Consider the following 19,483-nt stretch of genomic DNA (forward strand, 5'->3'; position numbering starts at 1 on the left):
ATGCCGGAGCTGACGCGCGAGTCGCTGAAGATCCTCGAGCGGCTGTACGAAAACCGCGAGATGATCACCGGCGTGCCGAGCGGCTTCATCGATCTCGATCGAATCACGGCGGGCTTTCAGCCGTCGGACCTGGTGATCATCGCGGCCCGTCCCAGCATGGGCAAAACCGCACTCGCGCTGAATATTGCAGCCTACGCCGCGATGGACGCGGACCCTCCGATGGGCGTCGCGTTTTTTTCGCTGGAAATGTCGAAGGAGCAGCTGGTGCTGCGCATGCTATGCGCGGAGGCGCGGGTGGACAGCGCTCGCGCGCGGCAAGGATTTTTGGGTGAGCGCGATTTTCCCAAGCTGGCGCAGGCGGCGGCGCGGCTCTCGGAGTCGAATATCTACATAGATGACTCGTCGGACACCACGTCGATCACGCTCAAAGCGAAATGCCGGCGGCTCAAGCGCGAGCGCGCCAAGAACTTGGGACTGATCGTGGTCGACTACCTGCAATTGATGAGATCGGCGCGGCCGGGCGAGTCGCGCGAAAAAGAAATCGCGGAAATCTCGCGATCGCTCAAGGCGCTGGCGAAAGAACTCAAGGTTCCGGTGATCGCGCTGTCACAGCTTAATCGTCAGGTCGAGTCGCGCGAGAATCGGCGCCCGATGCTGGCGGACCTGCGCGAGTCGGGCGCGATCGAGCAGGACGCCGACGTGATCGCGTTCATCTACCGCGAGGAAATGTACAAGGGCAAAGAGAGTAAGGAGCCCGGCGTCGCCGAGATAATCGTCGCCAAGCAGCGTAACGGCCCGACCGACACCGCGAAGCTGACCTACATCAGCAACTACACCCGCTTCGAGAACTACACCCCGGAGACCGGAGTGTTCGAGGATACCGGCGTCTAGAATGATTGTTCGGTAATGTCTCAGTTTTGAAATCCCGCATCATTGGCGACGGATGATTTCAGTAGTGGCTTTGTTGCGTTCTTTATCTACCCAATCCCAGACCTGATCTTCTTCCACGTCGAAGCACTTCGCTACGTTTCGAACGAGATCGCTCACTAACAGAGCATAGCCCCGATAGTCCCCACACGTTTCGCTAGGGTGCAGGTGACAAAGCACATTACCCGTACCTTCTTCTTCGAACATGATTACCAGAGGCGTTTTGATTTTCATTGGCGATCCCTCGCTTCCGCAGTCTTGGCGTTTCGGTGCCGACTCGTTCGGACTATTTGGCCGGCGGCAGCGCGTCGAGCAGAGCCTTGGTTCGTGCCTTGATATATTTCTCCATCACGCGGTCGGTGTGGACATAGAGCCGGTTCTCCTTCACTGCCGCCAGCACCATCTCGCCCACCTTGTCGGGAGCAACACCGCGCGCCAGTACAGCTGTGACTTGCTCGGTTATCGCTTCCCAAGTCTTAGCCTCTTCCGCGTTCCTCGCGGCTGGCTGCGTGATGCGGCTGTTCCCGACGATGTTGGTCCCGACAGGGCCCGGGCATAAGACGGTTACGCCTATCTGCTTAGGCTCGAGGTCTCGGCGCAACGATTCAGACATGCCGACCACCGCGAATTTCGACGTGTTGTACATAAGGCCGCTGCCTTCCGCGGCGAGTCCCGCGCCCGACGCCGTGTTGACGATGTGCCCGCCGCCTCCTCGCTCGAGCATCCGCGGCAGGAACGTCTGTATCCCGTTGATCACGCCGTTCAGATTGATTCCCAGCATCCAATCCCAGAATTCGTAGGTGAGACGGGTCGCAGCGGCGACTCCGGCGTTGTTGCACAGGATTGAGACGGGCCCCAGGCGCGCCTCGGCCTCGTCGGCGACGCGCGCGTAGGCCTCGCGGTCTCGCACGTCGAGGTTAAACGTCTCGACCGCGGTGAGCTTCGCGAGTTCGGACTTCGCCGCCGCCAGCGAATCAGGATCGATATCCGCAATCGCGAGTTTCATCCCTGCGCGAGCAAATGCGCGGCCGATTCCCAGACCAATCCCGCGCGCTCCTCCGGTTATGAAGGCGGTCCTGCCTTTGACGTCTTCCATCGTCACCTCCTCAAGTCTGTCGATGATTTCGACTAGAACGAGTCGAGCTCGTCTTCCATCGGCTCCTGTTTCGTCATCGGATGCGATGACTTGACCGTCAGCGCCGGCGTCGATGATTTGTCGATCTTGTAATCATCGTAGGTGTACTGATCGATCGCAAACGGCAGGCCCTCCGAGGCCGGGAACGACGGCGCGTCGCAGACCTGGAAGTGCAAGTGCGGCTCCGATGAATTGCCGGTATTGCCGAGATGCGCCAGCACGTCGCCCGCGTGAACGGTGTCGCCCACCTTCACTTTGATCGAGCCTGGCCGCAGATGCGCGTATGCTGCGTAGTGACCTTCGCTCAGCTCCTGAATGATGTGATTGCCGGCGAGTGTGTCGTAGGTCATCTGCACGGCGAGCTTGCCGCTGTTCGGGATATTCTCAGGGATGCCGTCCTTCACCTCGACGATCTTGCCGTCGGCGACCGCATGAATTTCCTGATCCCATGCGTGATAGCTCTTGTTGTCGTGCTCGTCAGCGCTAAACGACTTGCCATCGTCGCCGAGCTGAATCCAGTCGATCGCGTAGCGCTGGCCGATATGCGGCTGACCGTTAATCGGCAGCATCGCTCGGCGATGCGCCGACGTGTTCGATGGAGCGTTAGCCGCGAGCCAATTTTTGCCGCTCAGCGGTGAGCGAATCACAATCGGATCGTCCTGATTTACATCGAGAGCGGCGGTATGAATTGTCCCCGAGCCGCTGCGCTCGCCGTGTTGCTCGATCGTAATCGCGGTATCGAACGTGTCGGGATCGTCCTGGCCGGGAAGCCAATCGACAAAAATAAAGAAGACTCCGGTCTCTCCCGGCTTCAGCGCAGGATCGTTAGGCTTGGCGCCGTCGCCGGTAGCAGGCACGAACATCGCGGCCAGTTGCTTGCCGCTGGCGGACACGGTCGCGACAATTTTCTCGTCGTCCTTTCCGTTCACGTCGAGCTTGGTGATCTTCAGCGGCGTCTTGCCCCAATTCGTGACGTATAATTCGTAGGCCGAATGGCGATGACCGGCGCCGTCGAGGATTTGCGCTTCGGGCGGATACGGCGTTGCGACGACCCGCATGTAAAGGGGGTCATTCTCCGGCGCGGTTGACGGCTGAGCGAACGACGGTACCGCGAACGCAAACGAAGTCAGCGCGACAAAAATCAGCAGTCGATATCGGCGCATCAGTCTCTTTCTCCAAATGTCGAGAGCGGACGAAGGTCAGTGCGAGTTTTCGTTTTCGTTGTCGTCAGGTGTCACAGGCCCGGATTCGGCTGGCGCCTCTGACGCGTCAGGCTCGTGCGGTGACGGCTCCGCCGTCACGGCGGAATCTTCGGGATGTGTTTCGATGCCTTCGACCGGCCCTGTGTTCGCCTGCTCGACGGCGCGCTCGATTTCGCGGAACTCGGAGAGGTCGGGCAGGCTTTCGATATCCTTGAGTCCGAACAACTCGAGGAACTCAGGCGTGGTTTCGTAGACCATCGGACGTCCCGGCGCTTCCTTGCGGCCGGCAATTTTGACCAGTCGTTTTTCCAGCAGCGTTTCGAGCACGCCGCCCGTGTCGACCCCGCGCAACTGTTCTATCTCCGGGCGCGTGATCGGCTGCCGATACGCGATTATCGCGACCGTCTCCATCAGCGGACGGCTGAGACGCGGCGGCCGTGCCGCGAGCAGCTTGCGAACGTAACCGGCGTGATCCTTGGGCGTGCGCATCTGGTAGCCGCCAGCGACTTCGTCGATTACGATGCCGCGGTTTTCGGCGGCATACTGCGAGGCCATTTCGGCGAGCGCCTTTTGAACGGTGGCGCGGGGCATGTCGTCGAAGACGGCGGCGAGGCGCGCAATCGAGACGGGCTCGCCGGCCGCGAACAACAAACTCGCGAGAATTGATTTCAATCGCTCTTCTTCCACTCAGCCTCCGTCATGCCGCGGCGCCGCGATCGAGAAAAATCGGACCGAAGCGCTCTTCCTGGAACGCGCGAACGTCGCGCCGGCGTATTAGTTCGAGCAGCGCCATGAAGGTCGCGATCACAAGCGATCGATCGCTCGCATCGTCGAACAGCGCGGTGAACGGGATTCGTCCCGCGCCTTCCAGCGCCCGCAGAATTCGCGGGATACATTCCGCAACCGGTATATCGCGCAGCTCGATTTTGCGCGGCGTCTTGTCCGCGACGCGCTTGAGCACGGCGCCGATCGCCTCGACCAAATCGAAAATCGAAACAGTATACTGCTTGGCATTGGCATCTTCGGGCGCGCTCTCGCCGGGGGTGGTGAAAACGTCGCGGCCAAGTAGAGCGCGCTCGGAGAGCTTCTCGGCAGCCTCGCGATAACGCTGATATTCGAGCAGCCGCTCGACCAGGTCGCGCTTCAGCTCCTCGGCTTCTTCGGTGTCGGCCAGCTCCGGATGCGGCAGCATCGCGAACGACTTGATCAGCAGCAGCGTCGCCGCCATCACCAGGTACTCACCGGCGACGTCGAGGTTCAACTGGTCGAGCAGCTCGAGCCACGCCAGGTACTGCTCGGTGATAACGCTGGCCGTGACTTCATGCGGGTCGAGCTCGGCGCGCTTGAGCAGATGCAGCAGCAGGTCAAGCGGGCCCTCGTAAATCGGGAGCCGGAAGCGGACGCCGCCGTCGGCCCCGAGGTTGGGCGGCGTGCCGGCTTCGTTTTGGTTGCTCACAGTTGCACCACCCACGTAATCGCATTGAACGCCAGGTTCATCACCGGGTAAATCGCGAGATCCAGCCAATGCATATACAGCAGCACCATCAGTATGAGGAAGCCGTAACGCTCGGTCTGTGCGTAGGCGCGCGCGGCGGCGATCGGCAGCAGACTGAACAACACGCGCCCGCCGTCCAGCGGTAGCACCGGAAATAGATTGAAGACACCCAGCTCGACGTTGACGATCATCGACGCTTGCAGCATGCGGGCCAGCGGTACGACGACGGTGGTGCCAAGCGATCCGTGCAGGAACGCGGGCAACACGCGCAGCGCGAGTCCGCTCAGGATCGCGAGCACGAAGTTCGTCAGCGGTCCGGCGGCCGCGACTTTCAGCATCCCGCTGCGGCCACCGCGCAGCACGCGAAAATCGACGGGGACCGGCTTCGCGTAGCCGAGCACGGGCAGGCCGAAGAGATACAATCCGAGCGGCAGGATAATCGTCCCGAAGAGATCGATGTGTGAAATCGGATTCAGCGTGAGACGTCCCGCGCGCAGTGCGGTATCGTCGCCAAGACGCAGCGCGACCACGCCGTGCATCACCTCATGCGCGATGATCGCGAACATGACTGCAGGCGCGACGATACAGATGGTCGCAACGGTTCCGCTGAGATCGTCCAAGTCAGTCCGTACCTTCCGCCGCGCTCGCACGAGTCGCGCGCGGATGAAACGTGCGATGCACCTTGCGCAGGTGGCTCTTTGAGAGATGAGTGTAAATCTGCGTGGTCGAGATGTCGCTGTGCCCGAGCATCTCCTGCACGGCGCGCAAGTCGGCGCCGCCCTCGAGCAGATGCGTCGCGAAGCAGTGCCGCAACGTATGCGGGCTTACCCATGCGAGCCGCGGATCGTTGGCGGCCCATCCTTTGAGGGCCTTGAAAAAGCCCTGACGGGTCATCGCGCGCCCGAGCCTGGTGATGAACACTGCGGAAACCCGGCGCGTAACTTTCTTATTGGCGCGCTTGGCGTCGTTCGGCGGATTCAGAATCTCGTCGCGCCGTTCCAGGTAGGCCTTAAGCGCGCGAATCGCAGCGCCGCCCATCGGCACCATCCGCTCTTTGCTGCCCTTGCCGAAAACTACGACGGCGCCAGCCGCGAGATTCACCTGATGCAATTGCAAACCGACCAGCTCCGAGACTCGCAGACCGCATCCGTAGGCCATCTCGAGCATCGCGCGATCGCGGAGCCCGCGCGCATCGCGAGCGTCGATGGCGCCGATAAGATTTTCGATATCGCTGGGCGACAACGTTCGCGGCAGTTTGCGCGGATGCGGTCTGAGTTTCACGGCGGGCGCGGGATCGCGCTCGATGATTTTCTCATCCACCAACTCGCGCGCGAGTCCGCGCAGGCTCGCGAGATGCCGACGCTGCGAACTGACGGCGAAACCCTGGTCCGCCAGCGCTTCGAGGTACGCTGTCAGCGCGGCGGCGTCGAGCTGCGCGGGTTCGAGGCCGGAATCGCGGCACCATGATTGGAAAAGGCTCAAGTCGTGTGCGTACGCTTCCATCGAATGTCGGCTGAGGCCGCGCTCGACCGCCTGGCGCGACAAGTGCCGATCGATCAGATCGTCCCAGCCGGCTGCACTCACGACGCTGCTCCTGCGCGCGGATTCTGTTCGACCTTTTCGAGCAAGGCGGCGCGCAGCTCACGCATCCGATCGAGATCCTCGATTTTTCCGCCCGCGCTATCGCTCACGTAGAAAACGTCGAGCGCCTGATCGGCGTTGGTCGAAATGCGCGCGAGGTGAATCCGCAGGCCGAGGCAGAAGAGCGTGTGCGTGATCGCGAACAGAAGGCCGACGCGGTCCTGAGTGAAAACGTCGATAACCGTGAACTGCTCGGAGGTGCGATTGTCGACCGTCACCTCGGTCGGCACGTGGCGGACGAATTTGCGGCCGGCACTCTGCACGTGATGCGCGTCGGCGACGAGCGCCGCGATATCCTGCTGGCCGGTGATGACGCGTTCAAGATCATGCTCGACCCGCAGCCAGCGGTCCTCCTCGAGCGCCATCGAGGCCTCGCCCATCTGATGCGACACGCGAAACACGTCCATCGCGAGACCGTTCGAGCGCGTCGTGATTCGAGCCGACAGGATGTTGAGATTGTTGGCGGTCAGAACGCCCGCGATCATCGCGAAGAGTCCTGGCTGGTCGCGCGTCACGACGATGAACTCGCTGAACTCGAGCTCGGGAAAATGCCGGATGCGGCAGACCAGCGGGCGGTCGTCGAGCGATCGCATCAGATCGAAGTGCAGCGGGATGTCGTCCTCCGGCACGGTGAAAAAGTAGCGATCAGGCATCTCGGCGAGGAAAGCGGTGACGTCAGCTTCTGGAGCCTCCGTGGCGAGAAGGTACTGCCGGATTCCGGCCTTGACGGTTGCCAGACGACGCGCAGGATCGGCGGCCTCGCGATCGCCTTGCTCGAGCACCTTGAGTGCGCGCAGGTAGAGATCGCTCAGCAACATGTCGCGCCAGTTGTTGTAGACCTTCGGCGCGACCGCGCGCATGTCGGCATAAGTCAGCAGGTAAAGTGCCTTCAAGCGATCGATCGATCCGACGGTATGCGCAAATTCTTCGACGGTGGTGTGATCGTCGAGGTCACCCTTCTGCGCGACCTGCGACATCATCAAGTGATTGCGCACGAGGAAAACGACCAGATCGATTTCCTCGCTGTTCAGTCCAAGGCGCTGCGACACTTCCGCGGTCAGGCGGGCGCCGCGCTCATGATGGTCATGGCCGTGGCCCTTGCCGATGTCGTGCAGCAGCAGCGCGAGGAAGACCAGCGGCAAATGAGGTAGCTCGCGCGCAACTTCGGTTAGCAGCGGAGTGGAATCCTTGAATTCTCCCGTGCGCAGGCGTTCGAGCTCGCGCACGGCGACCAGCGAATGACGATCGACGGTGTAGATATGGTAGAGGTCGTGCAGAACGCGCGCGTAGAGATTGCCGAACTCGGGGATGATCATGCCGAGCACGCCCGAGAGATGCATCGCCTCGAGCGTTTCGGCGACGCGTTGTCGTGCGGACAGAATCGTCATCAGGGCTTCAGCAACACGCGGGTCTTGGCGCATCGCGTCATCGATCAAGCCAAGATGGTCGCGCACCAACTGATACGTGCCGCCCGAAAGGCTCACGTTCTGCGCCTGGCAATCCGCGTAGATCGTGATCAGGTTGAGCGGATCGCGTTCGAAAAAATCGGACTGTACAACGCTCAGCAGAGTGCCCTGGACGATCACGCCGGGGCGAATCTTGCGGGTTGGTGTACGGCGAAAAAATCTTCCGCCGACGCTGTTCTCGGTAACGCGCGCGATTAGACCTTCTGCGAAGCGATGGATCGTCGATGCGTGCTGGTAGTACGCGCGCATCAAGGCGGAGCCCGCCGCCTGTCCTTCCTCGGGCTTGAGGCCGAAGATCGGCTCGATCCGCTCCTGCATCTCGAAGGTGATCTGATCGAAATGGCGCCCGGTCAGAAAGTGGAGCGAGTTACGCACGCGCCAGAGAAAATCGCGCGCCTCGATCACCTCGGCCGCTTCGGGTTCGGTGATGACGGCCCTTTGCACCAGCTCTTCGAGCGAATGAACTTTGTATTTGACCTTGGCGAGCCACATCGCGGTGTGAAGATCTCGCAGCCCGCCTTCGCCTTCCTTGATCTGCGGCTCGAGCAGGTAGATCGAATCGCCATACTGGGCGTGGCGTTTGCGGCTTTCTTCGAGCTTGGTGGCGAAGAACTTGTCCTGGTTGCGATTGAGGACCTCGGCGATCAGCAGCTTATCCAGATCGGCGTAGAGTTTTTCGTCGCCGCACAAAAAGCGCGCGTCGAGGAGCGCGGTTTTTTCCTTCAGGTCCTCGTTCGCAAGCCGCACGCTTTCCTTGGCCGTGCGGGCGGCATGGCCGACGATCAGGCCCGCGTCCCACAGCGCGTGCAGAATTATTTCGGTGACGATTTCCGCGTATGGGCCGCGCTTGTAGTCGTGCAGAAACAGCAGGTCGATGTCGGATTGCGGATTCAACTCGCCCCGCCCGTAGCCGCCGCGCGCGACCACCGCGAGTTTCTGATTGAGCTTGGGAGCGCGCTTCGCATGCTCTGCATCCGCATAGCGGAACAGCGCGCGCAGTAGATCGTCCATCGCCGCAGTCATCGCGGTCGTGATCTCGCTGCCGCTCGCACCCGCGAAATGACGCTCGGCCAGCTCGGCGCGGACCGATTGAAGATATGCGCGGGCAATGACGCCCGGAGTTTTGCTCGCGACGAATTGCGCAAGCAGAGCGTCCGCGCCGCGTGGCGAAGACATCGCGGAGGCGGCGGGCTCGACGCGATTCGCGCCGGTGACGAGGCTCACAAATCTCCCGCCGCGAGATCGCCGTTGAAGTAATGCACCACCGCCGTCGCGGTCGCGCCCGCCACCACGTCCTGGTATTGCGGCGACGCAAGCCGCGCGGCTTCGGCGGCGTTCGACATGAAGCCGCACTCGACCAGCACGGCCGGCATGTGTGCGCCGACCAGCACGTAAAATGGTCCCATCTTCGCTCCGAGCGCGTTCACGTTCAGCCCAAGTCCGCTGTCGAGATCGGCGACCGCCTGCGCATCGATCATCCTCGCCAGAGAGGACGCTTCAATCGCCTTATAGTTCTGACGCAGGTCGGTCAGGATGTAGTTTAAGTTGGAGTCATTCGAGGTGCCATAGCCATCCGCACCGCCGTTCTCCATCCGCGCCAGCCGAATCGTCGCGCGGTCAGTAGTGTTGTTCAGGTAGTAGACCTCGATTCCCGTGGCGTCGGTGTTCGGACTCGAGTTGAGGTGGATCGAGACGAACAGATCGGCACCGGCGCTATTCGCGATTCGGGTGCGCTCGGCGAGACTGATGAAAACGTCAGTCGAGCGCGTGAGTTCGGCGCGGATGCCGCGGGTTTCCAGAGCGCCTTTCAAGCGCATCGCGATTTGGAGCGCCAAGTCTTTCTCCATTACGCCGGCGGACGACTCGGTACCAGGATCGTAGCCACCATGACCGGGATCGATCATCACAAAATGACCCGCCTGACCGCTGTCCTCGTTCACGGCGATGGATGTGGGCGCGACCGGCTGCGCGAGAGAAACAGGACGTGTATTTTCCGCCGCCGCGAACGCAACAGGACGCGCGACCGGTGGGGCAGGGCGCCGCGGCGAGTTGTGAACGATAATCGGTGCGGCGATATTCGGATCGGCGCCGGTGGTTGCGACGCGCAGAACTATTTCGTTTCGGTCTCGCAGCCGCGCGACCGCATAGTCGGATTTGCCAATCACCTCGACCACGATTCGCGAATTGGTGTCAGACTGAATGGCGCGGACGCTCGAAATTGGCGCGGTTTCGGAGCCGAACAACGGGCGCGGCGGAATCGCAATGCGAGTGCGCCCGAGCGCGATCCAGATTTCGTTGCCATGCGTACTGAGATCGAGTCGAGGAACGGGCCCGCTGAATCCGAAATGGAGTTCGAGAGTCAGCCCGCGATGCTCGATGCGCGCGGAGGTCAGTATCGACGCGGGAACACTGGCGCGCACCGGAACGACCATCGCACCAATCGTGGCAATGGCGACTGCCAAGGCCGTCAGTTTCCGCGTCACCCGCAACCTACCCACAGCAATCAAGAATAGCTGCCGGTTTGGGCGATTGCGACGGACCTAGTCCGGCTCTTGCTTCACCCTAGACCAGCTCGATTGAGACCTTGCGACCAACCATCGCCGCAGCCCGTTGCAGGCTGGAAAGTGTGATGTCGCTTTTCGGATCAAGCAGGCGGTCAACCTGGCTGCGACTTGTCTTGAGCCGCGCGGCCATCTTGTTCTTGGAGATCTTCCGTTTTTTCATGGCCTCGGCGAGCTGCCATGCGACAACCTCCTTGACCGCTTGAGTTTGTGCCTCTTCAAAGATTCCCTCTTCCTTGAGGAAGTCATCGATACTGGAACCCATATGCTTCTTACTCATCGTTCCAACTCCTTCTGACGCTTTCGAGCCAAGGCCAAATCATCATCCGGTGTTGCGCGCGTTTTCTTAATGAACCCATGGAGCGCGACCAGATGGTAACGGTAAAGGCAGAGCAGTACGCGCGCCGTATGTTTCGTCGGCAAGTCCGTGCGGACCTCCCATAGTCCTTTTCCCAGCGGGCGACATAGCGGCATCCCTACCGGCCACCGCCATTGCGCCCGCAATAGGTCTTTCCCGATCGCATGGCGCTCGATTTCCGGCAGATCCTTCAACCACTCTCGGACAGGGTCTTGTCCTTGTCGCAAGCAGAAAAAAATCAGCGGTATTTTTCGGCGCCGTGGATCTTCTCCCATCCTGTACCTCTTATAGTACAATGTACTTTAAAATATACAAGAACGCGTGGGGCGCGTTCTGTCTTTCTACCTCTCTTGCTTGAGGCGGGCGGCCAGGCGGGCGAGGGCGTTCAGCGCGTCCATCGGGGTCATTCGCTCGATGTCGAGTGCGCGCAGTTCATCGACGATGCGTTCCTCGCGGGGCGAGAAAAGGCCGAGCTGGGGCGCGGGGGTTTTGGCGCGGCGGTCGCGGGCGATTCGCGGCATCCCAGCTTCGTCCAGCTCGCCCTGCTCGAGGTTGGCGAGAATTTCGCGCGCGCGGGTGATTATCGAATCGGGCAATCCTGCCAGGCGCGCCACCTCGATGCCATAACTTCGCGACGCCGGCTGCTCGATCACGCGGCGCAGGAAAATCACCTCGTCGCCCCATTCGCGGACCGCCATGCTCAGGTTCTTGACCCGCGGACGCTCGCGCGCGAGGTCGGTCAGCTCGTGGAAATGCGTCGCGAACAGCACCTTCGCGCGCGTCTGATCGTGCAGGTACTCGGCAACGGCCCACGCAATCGCGAGCCCGTCAAACGTGCTGGTGCCGCGTCCGACCTCGTCCAGTAATAACAGGCTGCGCTCCGACAATCCTTTGAGCAGGCGCGCCGTCTCGCTCATCTCGACCATGAAGGTGGACTCGCCGCGACGAAGTTCGTCGCGCGCGCCGATTCGCGTCAGCACGCGATCGATGAGTCCGATACTCGCCTCGGCGGCAGGAACGAAGCTGCCGATTTGCGCCATGATCGCAATCAGCGCGACCTGGCGGAGATAGGTTGATTTGCCGGCCATGTTGGGGCCGGTGATCAGCAGGATCTGACGCGCGTAGGGCTCGGCGTCGAGGTCGTTGGGCACGAACTCGCCCGCGCGCATCCCGGCTTCGAGCACCGGATGACGTCCGTCGCGCACCCGAATCCTCAGGCTCGTGTTAATAGTCGGGCGCACGTAGCCGCGATGCCGCGCGACTTTCGCCAGCGACATCACCGCGTCGAATTCGCCAACGGCGCGAGCGGTTTCGAGTATCGCCGCGGCGTGCGATTGCAAGTCGCGCAGCAGCTTGGTGAAAATCTGAAGTTCGAGTTCCTTGAGCGCCGATTCCGCCGTCAGGATTTTCCGCTCGAGTTCCTTGAGGGCGGGCGTAGTGAAGCGCTCGGCGCTGACCAGCGTTTGCTTGCGCTCGTAGTCGGCGGGCACGCGCTCGAGATTCGTTTTCGTGATCTCAATGTAGTAGCCGAAGATATTGTTGTAGCGGACCTTGAGCGACGGGATGCTGGTGCGCTCGCGCTCCGTCGCTTCCAATTTTGCGATCACGCCACGCGCGCCGGACGCCAAACTGCGCAACTCGTCGACCTCGGCGCTCAGGCCTGCGCGAATCACGTTGCCGTCGCGCGGATTGATAGGAGGCTCGTCGGACAGAGTCGATGCGATCTGCGCGACCAGCGCCGGAATCGGCGAGATTCGCGCGGCCTGCTCGCGGATGAGGGGGGTCTTCAGTGCGCTCATCCCCTGTTTGAGCGAGTCCGCGGCGCCGAGCGCATCGCCCAGTCGTAGACAGTCGCGCGGCGACGCACGCATCGCGCCGATTCGTCCCGCCAGCCGCTCGAGGTCGCCGATTCGCTTCAACGACTCCGCCAGCGGGCCGCCAAGGTCAGCGTCGAAAAGTTCTTCGAGTGCGTCGTGCCGCGCATGGATCGCGTCGAGCGCCATCAGCGGATAGATGATCCAGTTGCACAGCGTGCGCGCGCCGACCGCGGTCAGGGTTTCGTCGAGAATCGACAGCAACGATCCTTTGCGGGCGCCGTCGGTCGACGCGATCAGCTCGAGATGCCGCCGGGTGGTCTCGTCCACCACCATGTACTCAGCGATACGGTAGAGACGCGGCGCCGCGATGTGCGCGAGGTCGTGGCCGAAGGTGTCCTCGACATAAAGCAGCGCGATCCCCGCCGTGTGCGCGATCGATTCGTGCAGGTCCGCGGCGGCCGTCGCGAAACGTTTCGAGAACGCCGCCGTCGCCCTCTCGGCGCCGAACGATTCGTGGTCGAGTGTCGTCAGCGAGCAGTTCAGGTCTTTCAGCATCGCGCTCAACTCGCCGTCTTTGGCGGCGATTACTATTTCGCGCGGCGCGATCCGCGCGATCTCCTCGCACAGCGTCGAAGCCTCGCGCACCTGCGTCGCCAGGAACTCTCCCGTTGAGACGTCGAGCGCCGCCAGCGTAAATCCGATCCCCTCGGCGCCGGTGACCGCAACCAGGTAACTCTTCTCGGCCGCCGTCAGCACCATTTCCTCGCCGACAGTGCCCGGCGTGATCACGCGCACGATTTGCCGCGGCATCAGCTTCGGGGTCTTTGGATCTGGAGTGCCTTGCTCGCAGATCGCGACCTTGTGGCCCGCCTTCAGCAGCTTGGCAATGTAGGGTTCCGCGGAATGGTAGGGCACGCCGCACAGCGGCACCCCGTCCTTGTTGCGCGACGTAAGCTGGATATCGAGCACGCGCGCGCCGACTTCGGCGTCCTCGAAAAACATCTCGTAGAAATCGCCGAGGCGGAAAAACAGGATCGCGTCGGGGACGCGCTGCTTGACGCTGAGATATTGCGCGATGAGGGGTGTTTGCTTGACTGCCACTGAAAAACGGTTGCGGCACAGAATAGCAATAGCAAGGGCTGCGCGCCCACATTTCGCTTTACCGATTACATCTCGATTTACTATGGTGCGAGTGTTAATCAGGCCTTAGTTCGCCGACACATCAACGACAGGAGATTAGGAAATATGGCAGCAGCATCAGCGTCATTGGAATCAGCGACTCGCGGCGCCAAGTCGAGTGCAGCGCTTGAGTTCCTCAAGAGCTCACCCAAAAAACTTCTTATCAACGGCAAATGGGTACCGTCGAAGTCAGGCAAAACTTTCGAGACCCTCAATCCGGCCAACGAGCAGGTGCTCGCTCTCGTCGCCGAGGGCGACAAGGCCGACGTCGACGAGGCCGTCAAGCACGCGCGCAAGGCCTACGAGGAAGGCAAGTGGTCCAAGATGAGTCCGCATCAGCGCACCCACGTGCTGCTCAAGATTGCGGAACTGATCGACAAGCATGCGGAGGAGCTGGCCGAGCTCGAGACGCTCGACAATGGAAAGCCGCTGTTCGAGTCCAAGAATATCGACATCCCCGGCGCCGCCGAGACCTTCCGCTACTACGCCGGCTTCGCGACCAAGATTTACGGAGAGACCAATCCGTCGGATCCCTCGATGTTCAACTACACGCTGCGCGAGCCGGTCGGCGTATGCGGACAGATCATCCCGTGGAATTTCCCGCTGCTGATGGCGTCGTGGAAGATTGCACCCGCGCTCGCATGTGGCAACGTCGTCATTCTCAAGCCGGCCGAGCAGACTCCGCTGACGGCGCTTCGCCTCGGCGAACTTATCGTGGAGTCGGGGCTTCCCGAGGGCGTCGTCCAGATCATCACGGGATTCGGCCCCGGCGCCGGGAGCGCAATCGCCGAGCATCCCGATATCGACAAGGTCGCGTTCACCGGATCGACCGAAGTCGGCAAGCTGATCCTGCAGGCGTCGACCGGCAACCTGAAGCGCGTCTCGCTCGAGCTCGGAGGGAAGTCGCCGAACATCATATTCCCCGACGCTGACATGCCGTCCGCGGTTTTCGGCTCCGCGCTCGGTATCTTCATGAATCAGGGGCAGGTCTGCTGCGCCGGCTCGCGAGTGTTCGTGCAGGAGGCCGTCTACGATCAGTTCACTGACGAGCTGTCGAAGATGGCGAGCGGGCTCACCCTCGGCAATCCGCTGGACCCGAACACCCGCATGGGTCCGCTCGTTTCCAAGGAGCAGCACGACCGCGTCAAGGGATACCTGAAGACCGGCAAGGCGGAAGGCGCGACCGCAAAGACAGGCGGCGAGCCGGGCAAGCAGGAAGCCGGCTACTTCATCCAGCCGACGGTTTTCACCGGCGTGAACAACCAGATGAAGATCGCGCGCGAAGAAATCTTTGGGCCGGTCGCCTCGGCGATCAAGTTCAAGGACGAGAACGACGTCGTCATGCAGGGCAACGACACCACCTACGGCCTCGCCGCCGCGGTATGGACCAAGGACATCAACCGCGCCCTCGGAGTGGCCCGCAAACTGAAGGCCGGGACGGTCTGGATCAACACCTACGGTCAGATCGATCCGATGTCGCCATTCGGCGGCTACAAGCAGTCCGGCTTCGGCCGCGAACTGGGCAAGTACGCGATCGATCTGTACACGCAGATCAAGTCGGTGTACGCAAAGATCGGCTAGTACGAGAACGATTCGAATGTCGAGAAGGGGCGTCCAGCAGGGCGCTCCTTCTTTTTTTCGCGACGTAAAGAAATCACGAATTTGATACATAACAGTGTTTCGTTTTGTCCTTCGATTGCTTATTATTGAACAGTAGTGAGCCAGTGGTGGTTGGCGTCGTGCCGTGTTGAACCGATCGCGGCCGGCGCACGTCTCACGACGTGTGGATGAGCTGTCCCGCGGGACGGCATTAAGTTGGGTGGTGGTGAAATCGCGTCGCAGCAAGTGCCGCGGCGCGGCGGGGTTCACTGATGGCGGTCGAGAAAACCGACGATCCGATCGAGGCGATGCTCTCGGCGCAGGCGTCCGATCGCGGTGATCAAGCAGACCCTCCCGCAAATCCCGACGATCCGGCGGCCGAACATCCTCCGGCGGAAGAAAAGCCTTCACCTGAAACGCCCAAGCGTGCGGCGCGCGAGCCTCGATCTCCCCCGCTGCGGCCTCCGACGCACTCTTCCCTCGAAGCGCGCCTCGAAGTTCGTCCGATAGGCACTCCTCTCGGTTTGCGCGAGCTGGCCGCGCTGCACAAGCGGACGTGGAAGATGCTCAACGTCCAGGAAAAGCGCGTGCACGTGCTGCTATGGCCGCTCGCGATTCATTTTGGCCTCTACAATGTGGGGGCAGGCAGCGAGCGTCGCCGTCCCCCGCTGATTGGCGCGTTCTGGGCGCGATGCCTTGCGGACGCGCCACTGACGCTCGGTCATCTGTATCCCGCGCAGTTGTTCAAGGGGATGCTTGCGTCGGAAGTGTTCGAGTTTGGCGGGATGGTCATCGACCCGACCTACCAGGGCAAGGGCCTGGTCAAGATGATGTCGGACACGGCGCGCCTGTTCGTTTTTTCGCGACGCCCCAAGCTGCTGATCACGAATCCGGTCGAGCCGCTCTACGAGATGTACAAACAGCTCGGACTCAAGACCGTCGGCCGCGAACCGGTCGAGCATCCGCACGCCTTCAACGTCAAGGTCTGGCTGATGTACGGCAGATTCGACGAAATGTCGAAGCCGTATTTTATGTAGTCGGCTGGTTTTCACTTAAGCCATCCCGCCTACTACGATAGCGGTCGCGCACTCGCGCCGCAGGTAACCGCAAATGGCATCAAGCGATCAGTTCCGGCCCCCGCCAACCACGCGTCGCGAGGACTTTCGTGAAATTCTGCATGGCGTCGAAGTGCCGGATCCTTATCGATGGCTCGAAGATGGATCCGCGCCCGATACCCGCGCATGGCTCGCCGCGCAGCACGAGTACGCCCGCCCATTTCTGGACACGCCCATCCGCGAACGCATCCGCGCACGATTGGCAGGCATGATGAAGGTCGATGCGATGGGCTTTCCGTTCGAGCGAAGGGGTTACTACTTCTATTCGCGAAGACGCGCTGACGAGCAGCACGCTTCGATCTGCCGGCGAAATGGACTGCACGGGGAAGAAGAAGTTCTGGTCGATGCAAATAGCCTGAGCGCGGATCAGATGACCGGCGTTCACATCGTCGGGATTTCGCGCGATGGTTCGGTTCTCGCCTACGGCGTGCGTCGCGGCGGTGAAGACCAGTTTTCGATCAATCTGATGGATGTCGCATCTCGCCGTGATTTAGCCGACCGGCTTCCGAGAGCGAGGTACAACAACGCGTCATGGAAGATTGACGGCAGTGGCTTCTACTATTCGGTCAGAACCGACCAGGGTCCGCGCATCAGGTTCCATCGCGTCGGCACGGCGGTATCCGAAGACCGCGAAATACTCGGATCAAACTGGGGACCCGAACGATGGGCCGGCGCGTTCGTGTCTGACAACGGAAAATACCTGATGATCGGCAGCGGCTACCGGACCGCGAGCACCAACAGCGGTGATCGCAACGACCCGTATTTTCAGCGGCTCGATCCCGAGGGCGAGATCATTCCGATCGCCGACGATCTCGACGCTTTCTCGACTGGTTCCGACGCAGGCGATGCGTTCATCATGCTCACCAACTGGCAGGCGCCCCGGCGCCGCGTCATTCGGGTCGAGTTCGCCAATCCGTCACGCGAAAATTGGCGCGAGATCATCCCCGAGGGTCCTTCGATGATCGAGGGCGTGGCGACCGTAGGCGGTAAATTGGTCGCGACCTATCTCGAGGACGTGCACTCGCGCGTCCGAGTGTTCGAACCGGACGGAACCTTTGTGCGCGAGGTGGATTTGCCGGGCCGCGGCATCGCCGCGGGATTCACCGGGCGATGGGAACGCAGCGAATCGTTTTTCTACTTCAGCTCGTTCAATCATGCGCCGACGATCTACCGCTACGACTTGAGCACCGGTGAGCGTGAAATCTGGTGGCGTCAGCAAGGTGTTCCCGACCTCGACCGATTCGAATTGCGGCAAGTCTGGTATCCGTCGAAGGACGGAACCAGGATTCCGATGTACCTCTTCCACAAGCGCGGGCTTGCTCTCGACTCCGAGCGGCCGACATTGCTGACCGGCTATGGCGGATACAACCTCAGCCCTTTCCCGGTTTACTCGACGATGGCAGTTGTTTGGGCCGAGACGGGCGGTGTTTTCGCCTCAGCCAACCTACGGGGCGGCGGCGAATTCGGCGAGGAGTGGCATCAGGCGGGGCGGCGCGAGCGCAAGCAGAACGTATTCGACGACTTCATCGCAGCCGCGGAATGGCTGGTGGTCAATCGCTACACGCAACCGTCGAAGCTCGCGATTTCCGGTGCAAGTAACGGCGGTCTGCTGGTCGGCGCCGCTCTGACGCAGCGCCCCGATCTGTTTCGCGCCGTCATTTGCCATCGGCCGGTGCTCGACATGATGCGTCATCACAAGGACCCAATGGGTCATTACTGGATCGGCGAATACGGATGCGCTGACGATCCGAATGACTTCCCGTACCTGCTCGCCTACTCGCCGTATCACAACGTGCGCGCCGGAACGCCGTACCCGGCGGTGATGTTCGTCACCGGAGATTCGGACACGCGATGCGATCCGATGCACGCACGAAAAATGGCGGCGCAGCTTCAATGGGCGTCGGGGTCAAAGCATCCGATCGTACTTCACTACCGGGCAGAAGCGGGGCACATGGCGACCCTACCGATGGACGCAACGATCGATGAACTCGCGGATCAACTGGCGTTCCTGTCCCGCGAACTGGACGTGCCTTCTAGGACTTGGTCTTCTGCTCTGCCTTGGCGTTGCCTCCCATGAACGTTGCGGCGCCCTGCATGACCCTGGTGCCGACGCTCAGCAGGGCGTCGGTGACGCCGGGGAACAGCGACGCGAGTTTTTCGGCGACCGCGGCGCCGGGAGGGACGTCTACTTCGGTGAGTCCGAACGCGGCTGCCGCCAGCACCGCCCACGTCACCCATCGCGCCGGCATCGCCATCATCGCGGAGACGCCCTTGAGCGTGTCGTGCTTGAGCGCATTGCGCGCCATGGGTGTGTCGATCACGCCCGGCATCACCAGTGAGACTTTTATTCCGGTGTTGAACAGCTCGACGCGCAGCGCCTCTGTCATTCCGACCAGCGCAAACTTGGTCGAGCTGTAACCGCCGAGCGGACTGACGCCGCGACGTCCCGCCAGTGACGAGATATTCACGATGTTCCCCGATTTCGCCTTGCGCATCACGGGAAGCACGGCCTGCATCGCGTTGAGCGCGCCGAAGACGTTCACCGCCATCATTTTTTCGAGATCTTCGGGACGCATCTGCTCGACTGTTTCCGCAATCAGCAAGCCCGCCGAGTTGATCAGGATGTCGACTTTGCCGAATGCCTCCTTGACCTGATCCACCGCCCAGAACACGCGCGCGCGATCAGTGACGTCGCAATCGAGCGCGAGCGCCTTTCCGCCCGCCTTGTTGATTTTGTGCGCGAGTTCTTCGAGCTGAACGCGCCGGCGTGCGAGCAGCGCTACCTGCGCGCCTTGTTCGCCGAACGCCAGCGCGACGTCGTGGCCGATGCCGCTCGACGCGCCGGTCACGACCACTGATTTGTCGAAGAAGTATCCGCGCACCGGACCTTTGGATTCCCGCTTGGCTTCGCTCATCGCCGTCACCTCGCTTGGGCGCCGTTGCACCTAACTGATGGTAGGGCGTCGCGATTGGAATTGTGCGCCCGTC

Annotated in this window: 17 protein-coding genes; 4 read left to right on the forward strand and 13 right to left on the reverse strand. The window is 61.6% G+C overall.

Annotated features, from left to right (window positions below; genetic code table 11):
- Positions 1–891: replicative DNA helicase (gene dnaB / locus WB650_RS05000; RefSeq protein ID WP_423959651.1), on the forward strand; the 891-nt coding region annotated here is incomplete at its 5' end.
- A gap of 39 nt (positions 892–930) precedes the next feature.
- Here dnaB and WB650_RS05005 read toward each other — a convergent pair.
- The 12 genes from WB650_RS05005 to mutS form a co-directional block, all read right to left on the reverse strand.
- A complete protein-coding gene (locus tag WB650_RS05005) occupies positions 931–1,161 on the reverse strand; it encodes a hypothetical protein (RefSeq protein WP_422304856.1) in 231 nt (76 codons plus the stop codon).
- A 52-nt stretch (positions 1,162–1,213) separates the two neighbouring features.
- Entirely contained in the window at positions 1,214–2,023 is an 810-nt protein-coding gene (locus tag WB650_RS05010; protein ID WP_422304857.1) for an SDR family NAD(P)-dependent oxidoreductase, read from the reverse strand.
- 32 nt (positions 2,024–2,055) lie between these two features.
- Positions 2,056–3,225: a M23 family metallopeptidase gene (locus WB650_RS05015; RefSeq protein WP_422304858.1), complete on the reverse strand. Its 1,170-nt coding sequence runs from the start codon at positions 3,223–3,225 to the stop codon at positions 2,056–2,058.
- 36 nt (positions 3,226–3,261) lie between these two features.
- Positions 3,262–3,936: an SMC-Scp complex subunit ScpB gene (gene scpB / locus WB650_RS05020; RefSeq protein ID WP_422304859.1), complete on the reverse strand. Its 675-nt coding sequence runs from the start codon at positions 3,934–3,936 to the stop codon at positions 3,262–3,264.
- A gap of 25 nt (positions 3,937–3,961) precedes the next feature.
- The gene (locus WB650_RS05025) at positions 3,962–4,720 is read right to left on the reverse strand and encodes a segregation and condensation protein A (RefSeq protein ID WP_422304860.1); all 759 of its coding nucleotides are present in this window, start codon (positions 4,718–4,720) and stop codon (positions 3,962–3,964) included.
- A complete protein-coding gene (locus WB650_RS05030) occupies positions 4,717–5,379 on the reverse strand; it encodes a site-2 protease family protein (protein ID WP_422304861.1) in 663 nt (220 codons plus the stop codon). The genes WB650_RS05025 and WB650_RS05030 overlap by 4 nt, the downstream gene beginning before the upstream one ends.
- A gap of 1 nt (position 5,380) precedes the next feature.
- Positions 5,381–6,343, reverse strand: a complete 963-nt coding sequence (locus WB650_RS05035) for a tyrosine recombinase (RefSeq protein ID WP_422304862.1) — start codon at positions 6,341–6,343, stop codon at positions 5,381–5,383.
- A complete protein-coding gene (gene glnD / locus WB650_RS05040) occupies positions 6,340–9,090 on the reverse strand; it encodes a [protein-PII] uridylyltransferase (RefSeq protein WP_422304863.1) in 2,751 nt (916 codons plus the stop codon). Before glnD ends, WB650_RS05035 begins: the two co-directional genes overlap by 4 nt.
- The gene (locus tag WB650_RS05045; RefSeq protein WP_422304864.1) at positions 9,087–10,328 is read right to left on the reverse strand and encodes an N-acetylmuramoyl-L-alanine amidase family protein; all 1,242 of its coding nucleotides are present in this window, start codon (positions 10,326–10,328) and stop codon (positions 9,087–9,089) included. Before WB650_RS05045 ends, glnD begins: the two co-directional genes overlap by 4 nt.
- Before the next feature lie 100 nt (positions 10,329–10,428).
- Positions 10,429–10,707: a helix-turn-helix domain-containing protein gene (locus tag WB650_RS05050; protein ID WP_422304865.1), complete on the reverse strand. Its 279-nt coding sequence runs from the start codon at positions 10,705–10,707 to the stop codon at positions 10,429–10,431.
- Positions 10,704–11,060: a type II toxin-antitoxin system RelE/ParE family toxin gene (locus tag WB650_RS05055; protein ID WP_422304868.1), complete on the reverse strand. Its 357-nt coding sequence runs from the start codon at positions 11,058–11,060 to the stop codon at positions 10,704–10,706. The genes WB650_RS05050 and WB650_RS05055 overlap by 4 nt, the downstream gene beginning before the upstream one ends.
- A 66-nt stretch (positions 11,061–11,126) precedes the next feature.
- Complete coding sequence (gene mutS / locus WB650_RS05060) at positions 11,127–13,703, reverse strand: DNA mismatch repair protein MutS (protein ID WP_422304870.1); 2,577 nt, start codon at positions 13,701–13,703, stop codon at positions 11,127–11,129.
- A gap of 144 nt (positions 13,704–13,847) precedes the next feature.
- On the opposite strand from mutS, the gene WB650_RS05065 reads away from it, so the two are divergent.
- The 3 genes from WB650_RS05065 (at position 13,848) to WB650_RS05075 (ending at position 18,572) form a co-directional block, all read left to right on the forward strand.
- Positions 13,848–15,362: an aldehyde dehydrogenase family protein gene (locus tag WB650_RS05065; RefSeq protein WP_422292884.1), complete on the forward strand. Its 1,515-nt coding sequence runs from the start codon at positions 13,848–13,850 to the stop codon at positions 15,360–15,362.
- Positions 15,363–15,652: 290 nt separating this feature from the next.
- Positions 15,653–16,417, forward strand: a complete 765-nt coding sequence (locus WB650_RS05070) for a hypothetical protein (protein WP_422304872.1) — start codon at positions 15,653–15,655, stop codon at positions 16,415–16,417.
- Positions 16,418–16,490: 73 nt separating this feature from the next.
- On the forward strand, positions 16,491–18,572 hold the full coding sequence (locus tag WB650_RS05075; protein ID WP_422304874.1) for a prolyl oligopeptidase family serine peptidase: 2,082 nt from the start codon (positions 16,491–16,493) through the stop codon (positions 18,570–18,572).
- Here the strand turns inward: WB650_RS05075 and WB650_RS05080 are convergent.
- Positions 18,529–19,410 carry an SDR family NAD(P)-dependent oxidoreductase gene (locus tag WB650_RS05080; RefSeq protein ID WP_422304875.1) on the reverse strand — a complete coding sequence of 294 codons (882 nt, stop codon included), beginning with the start codon at positions 19,408–19,410 and terminating at the stop codon, positions 18,529–18,531. The two genes, WB650_RS05075 and WB650_RS05080, sit on opposite strands and share 44 nt — an antisense overlap.
- Positions 19,411–19,483: the final 73 nt, after the last annotated feature.

This window comes from Binatus sp. (SeqCode) (genome assembly GCF_049584895.1).
In the GTDB taxonomy this organism is placed as follows: Bacteria; Desulfobacterota; Binatia; order Binatales; family Binataceae; genus Binatus.

What these genes read in the sequence shown, in the direction of transcription:
- WB650_RS05005 (WP_422304856.1), bottom strand. Translation starts at nt 1,161, where the DNA reads ATGAAAATCAAAACGCCTCTGGTAATCATGTTCGAAGAAGAAGGTACG.
- WB650_RS05015 (WP_422304858.1), bottom strand. Translation starts at nt 3,225, where the DNA reads ATGCGCCGATATCGACTGCTGATTTTTGTCGCGCTGACTTCGTTTGCG.
- WB650_RS05050 (WP_422304865.1), bottom strand. Translation starts at nt 10,707, where the DNA reads ATGAGTAAGAAGCATATGGGTTCCAGTATCGATGACTTCCTCAAGGAA.
- WB650_RS05080 (WP_422304875.1), bottom strand. Translation starts at nt 19,410, where the DNA reads ATGAGCGAAGCCAAGCGGGAATCCAAAGGTCCGGTGCGCGGATACTTC.
- WB650_RS05070 (WP_422304872.1), top strand. Translation starts at nt 15,653, where the DNA reads ATGGCGGTCGAGAAAACCGACGATCCGATCGAGGCGATGCTCTCGGCG.
- WB650_RS05065 (WP_422292884.1), top strand. Translation starts at nt 13,848, where the DNA reads ATGGCAGCAGCATCAGCGTCATTGGAATCAGCGACTCGCGGCGCCAAG.
- WB650_RS05055 (WP_422304868.1), bottom strand. Translation starts at nt 11,060, where the DNA reads ATGGGAGAAGATCCACGGCGCCGAAAAATACCGCTGATTTTTTTCTGC.
- WB650_RS05075 (WP_422304874.1), top strand. Translation starts at nt 16,491, where the DNA reads ATGGCATCAAGCGATCAGTTCCGGCCCCCGCCAACCACGCGTCGCGAG.
- WB650_RS05010 (WP_422304857.1), bottom strand. Translation starts at nt 2,023, where the DNA reads ATGGAAGACGTCAAAGGCAGGACCGCCTTCATAACCGGAGGAGCGCGC.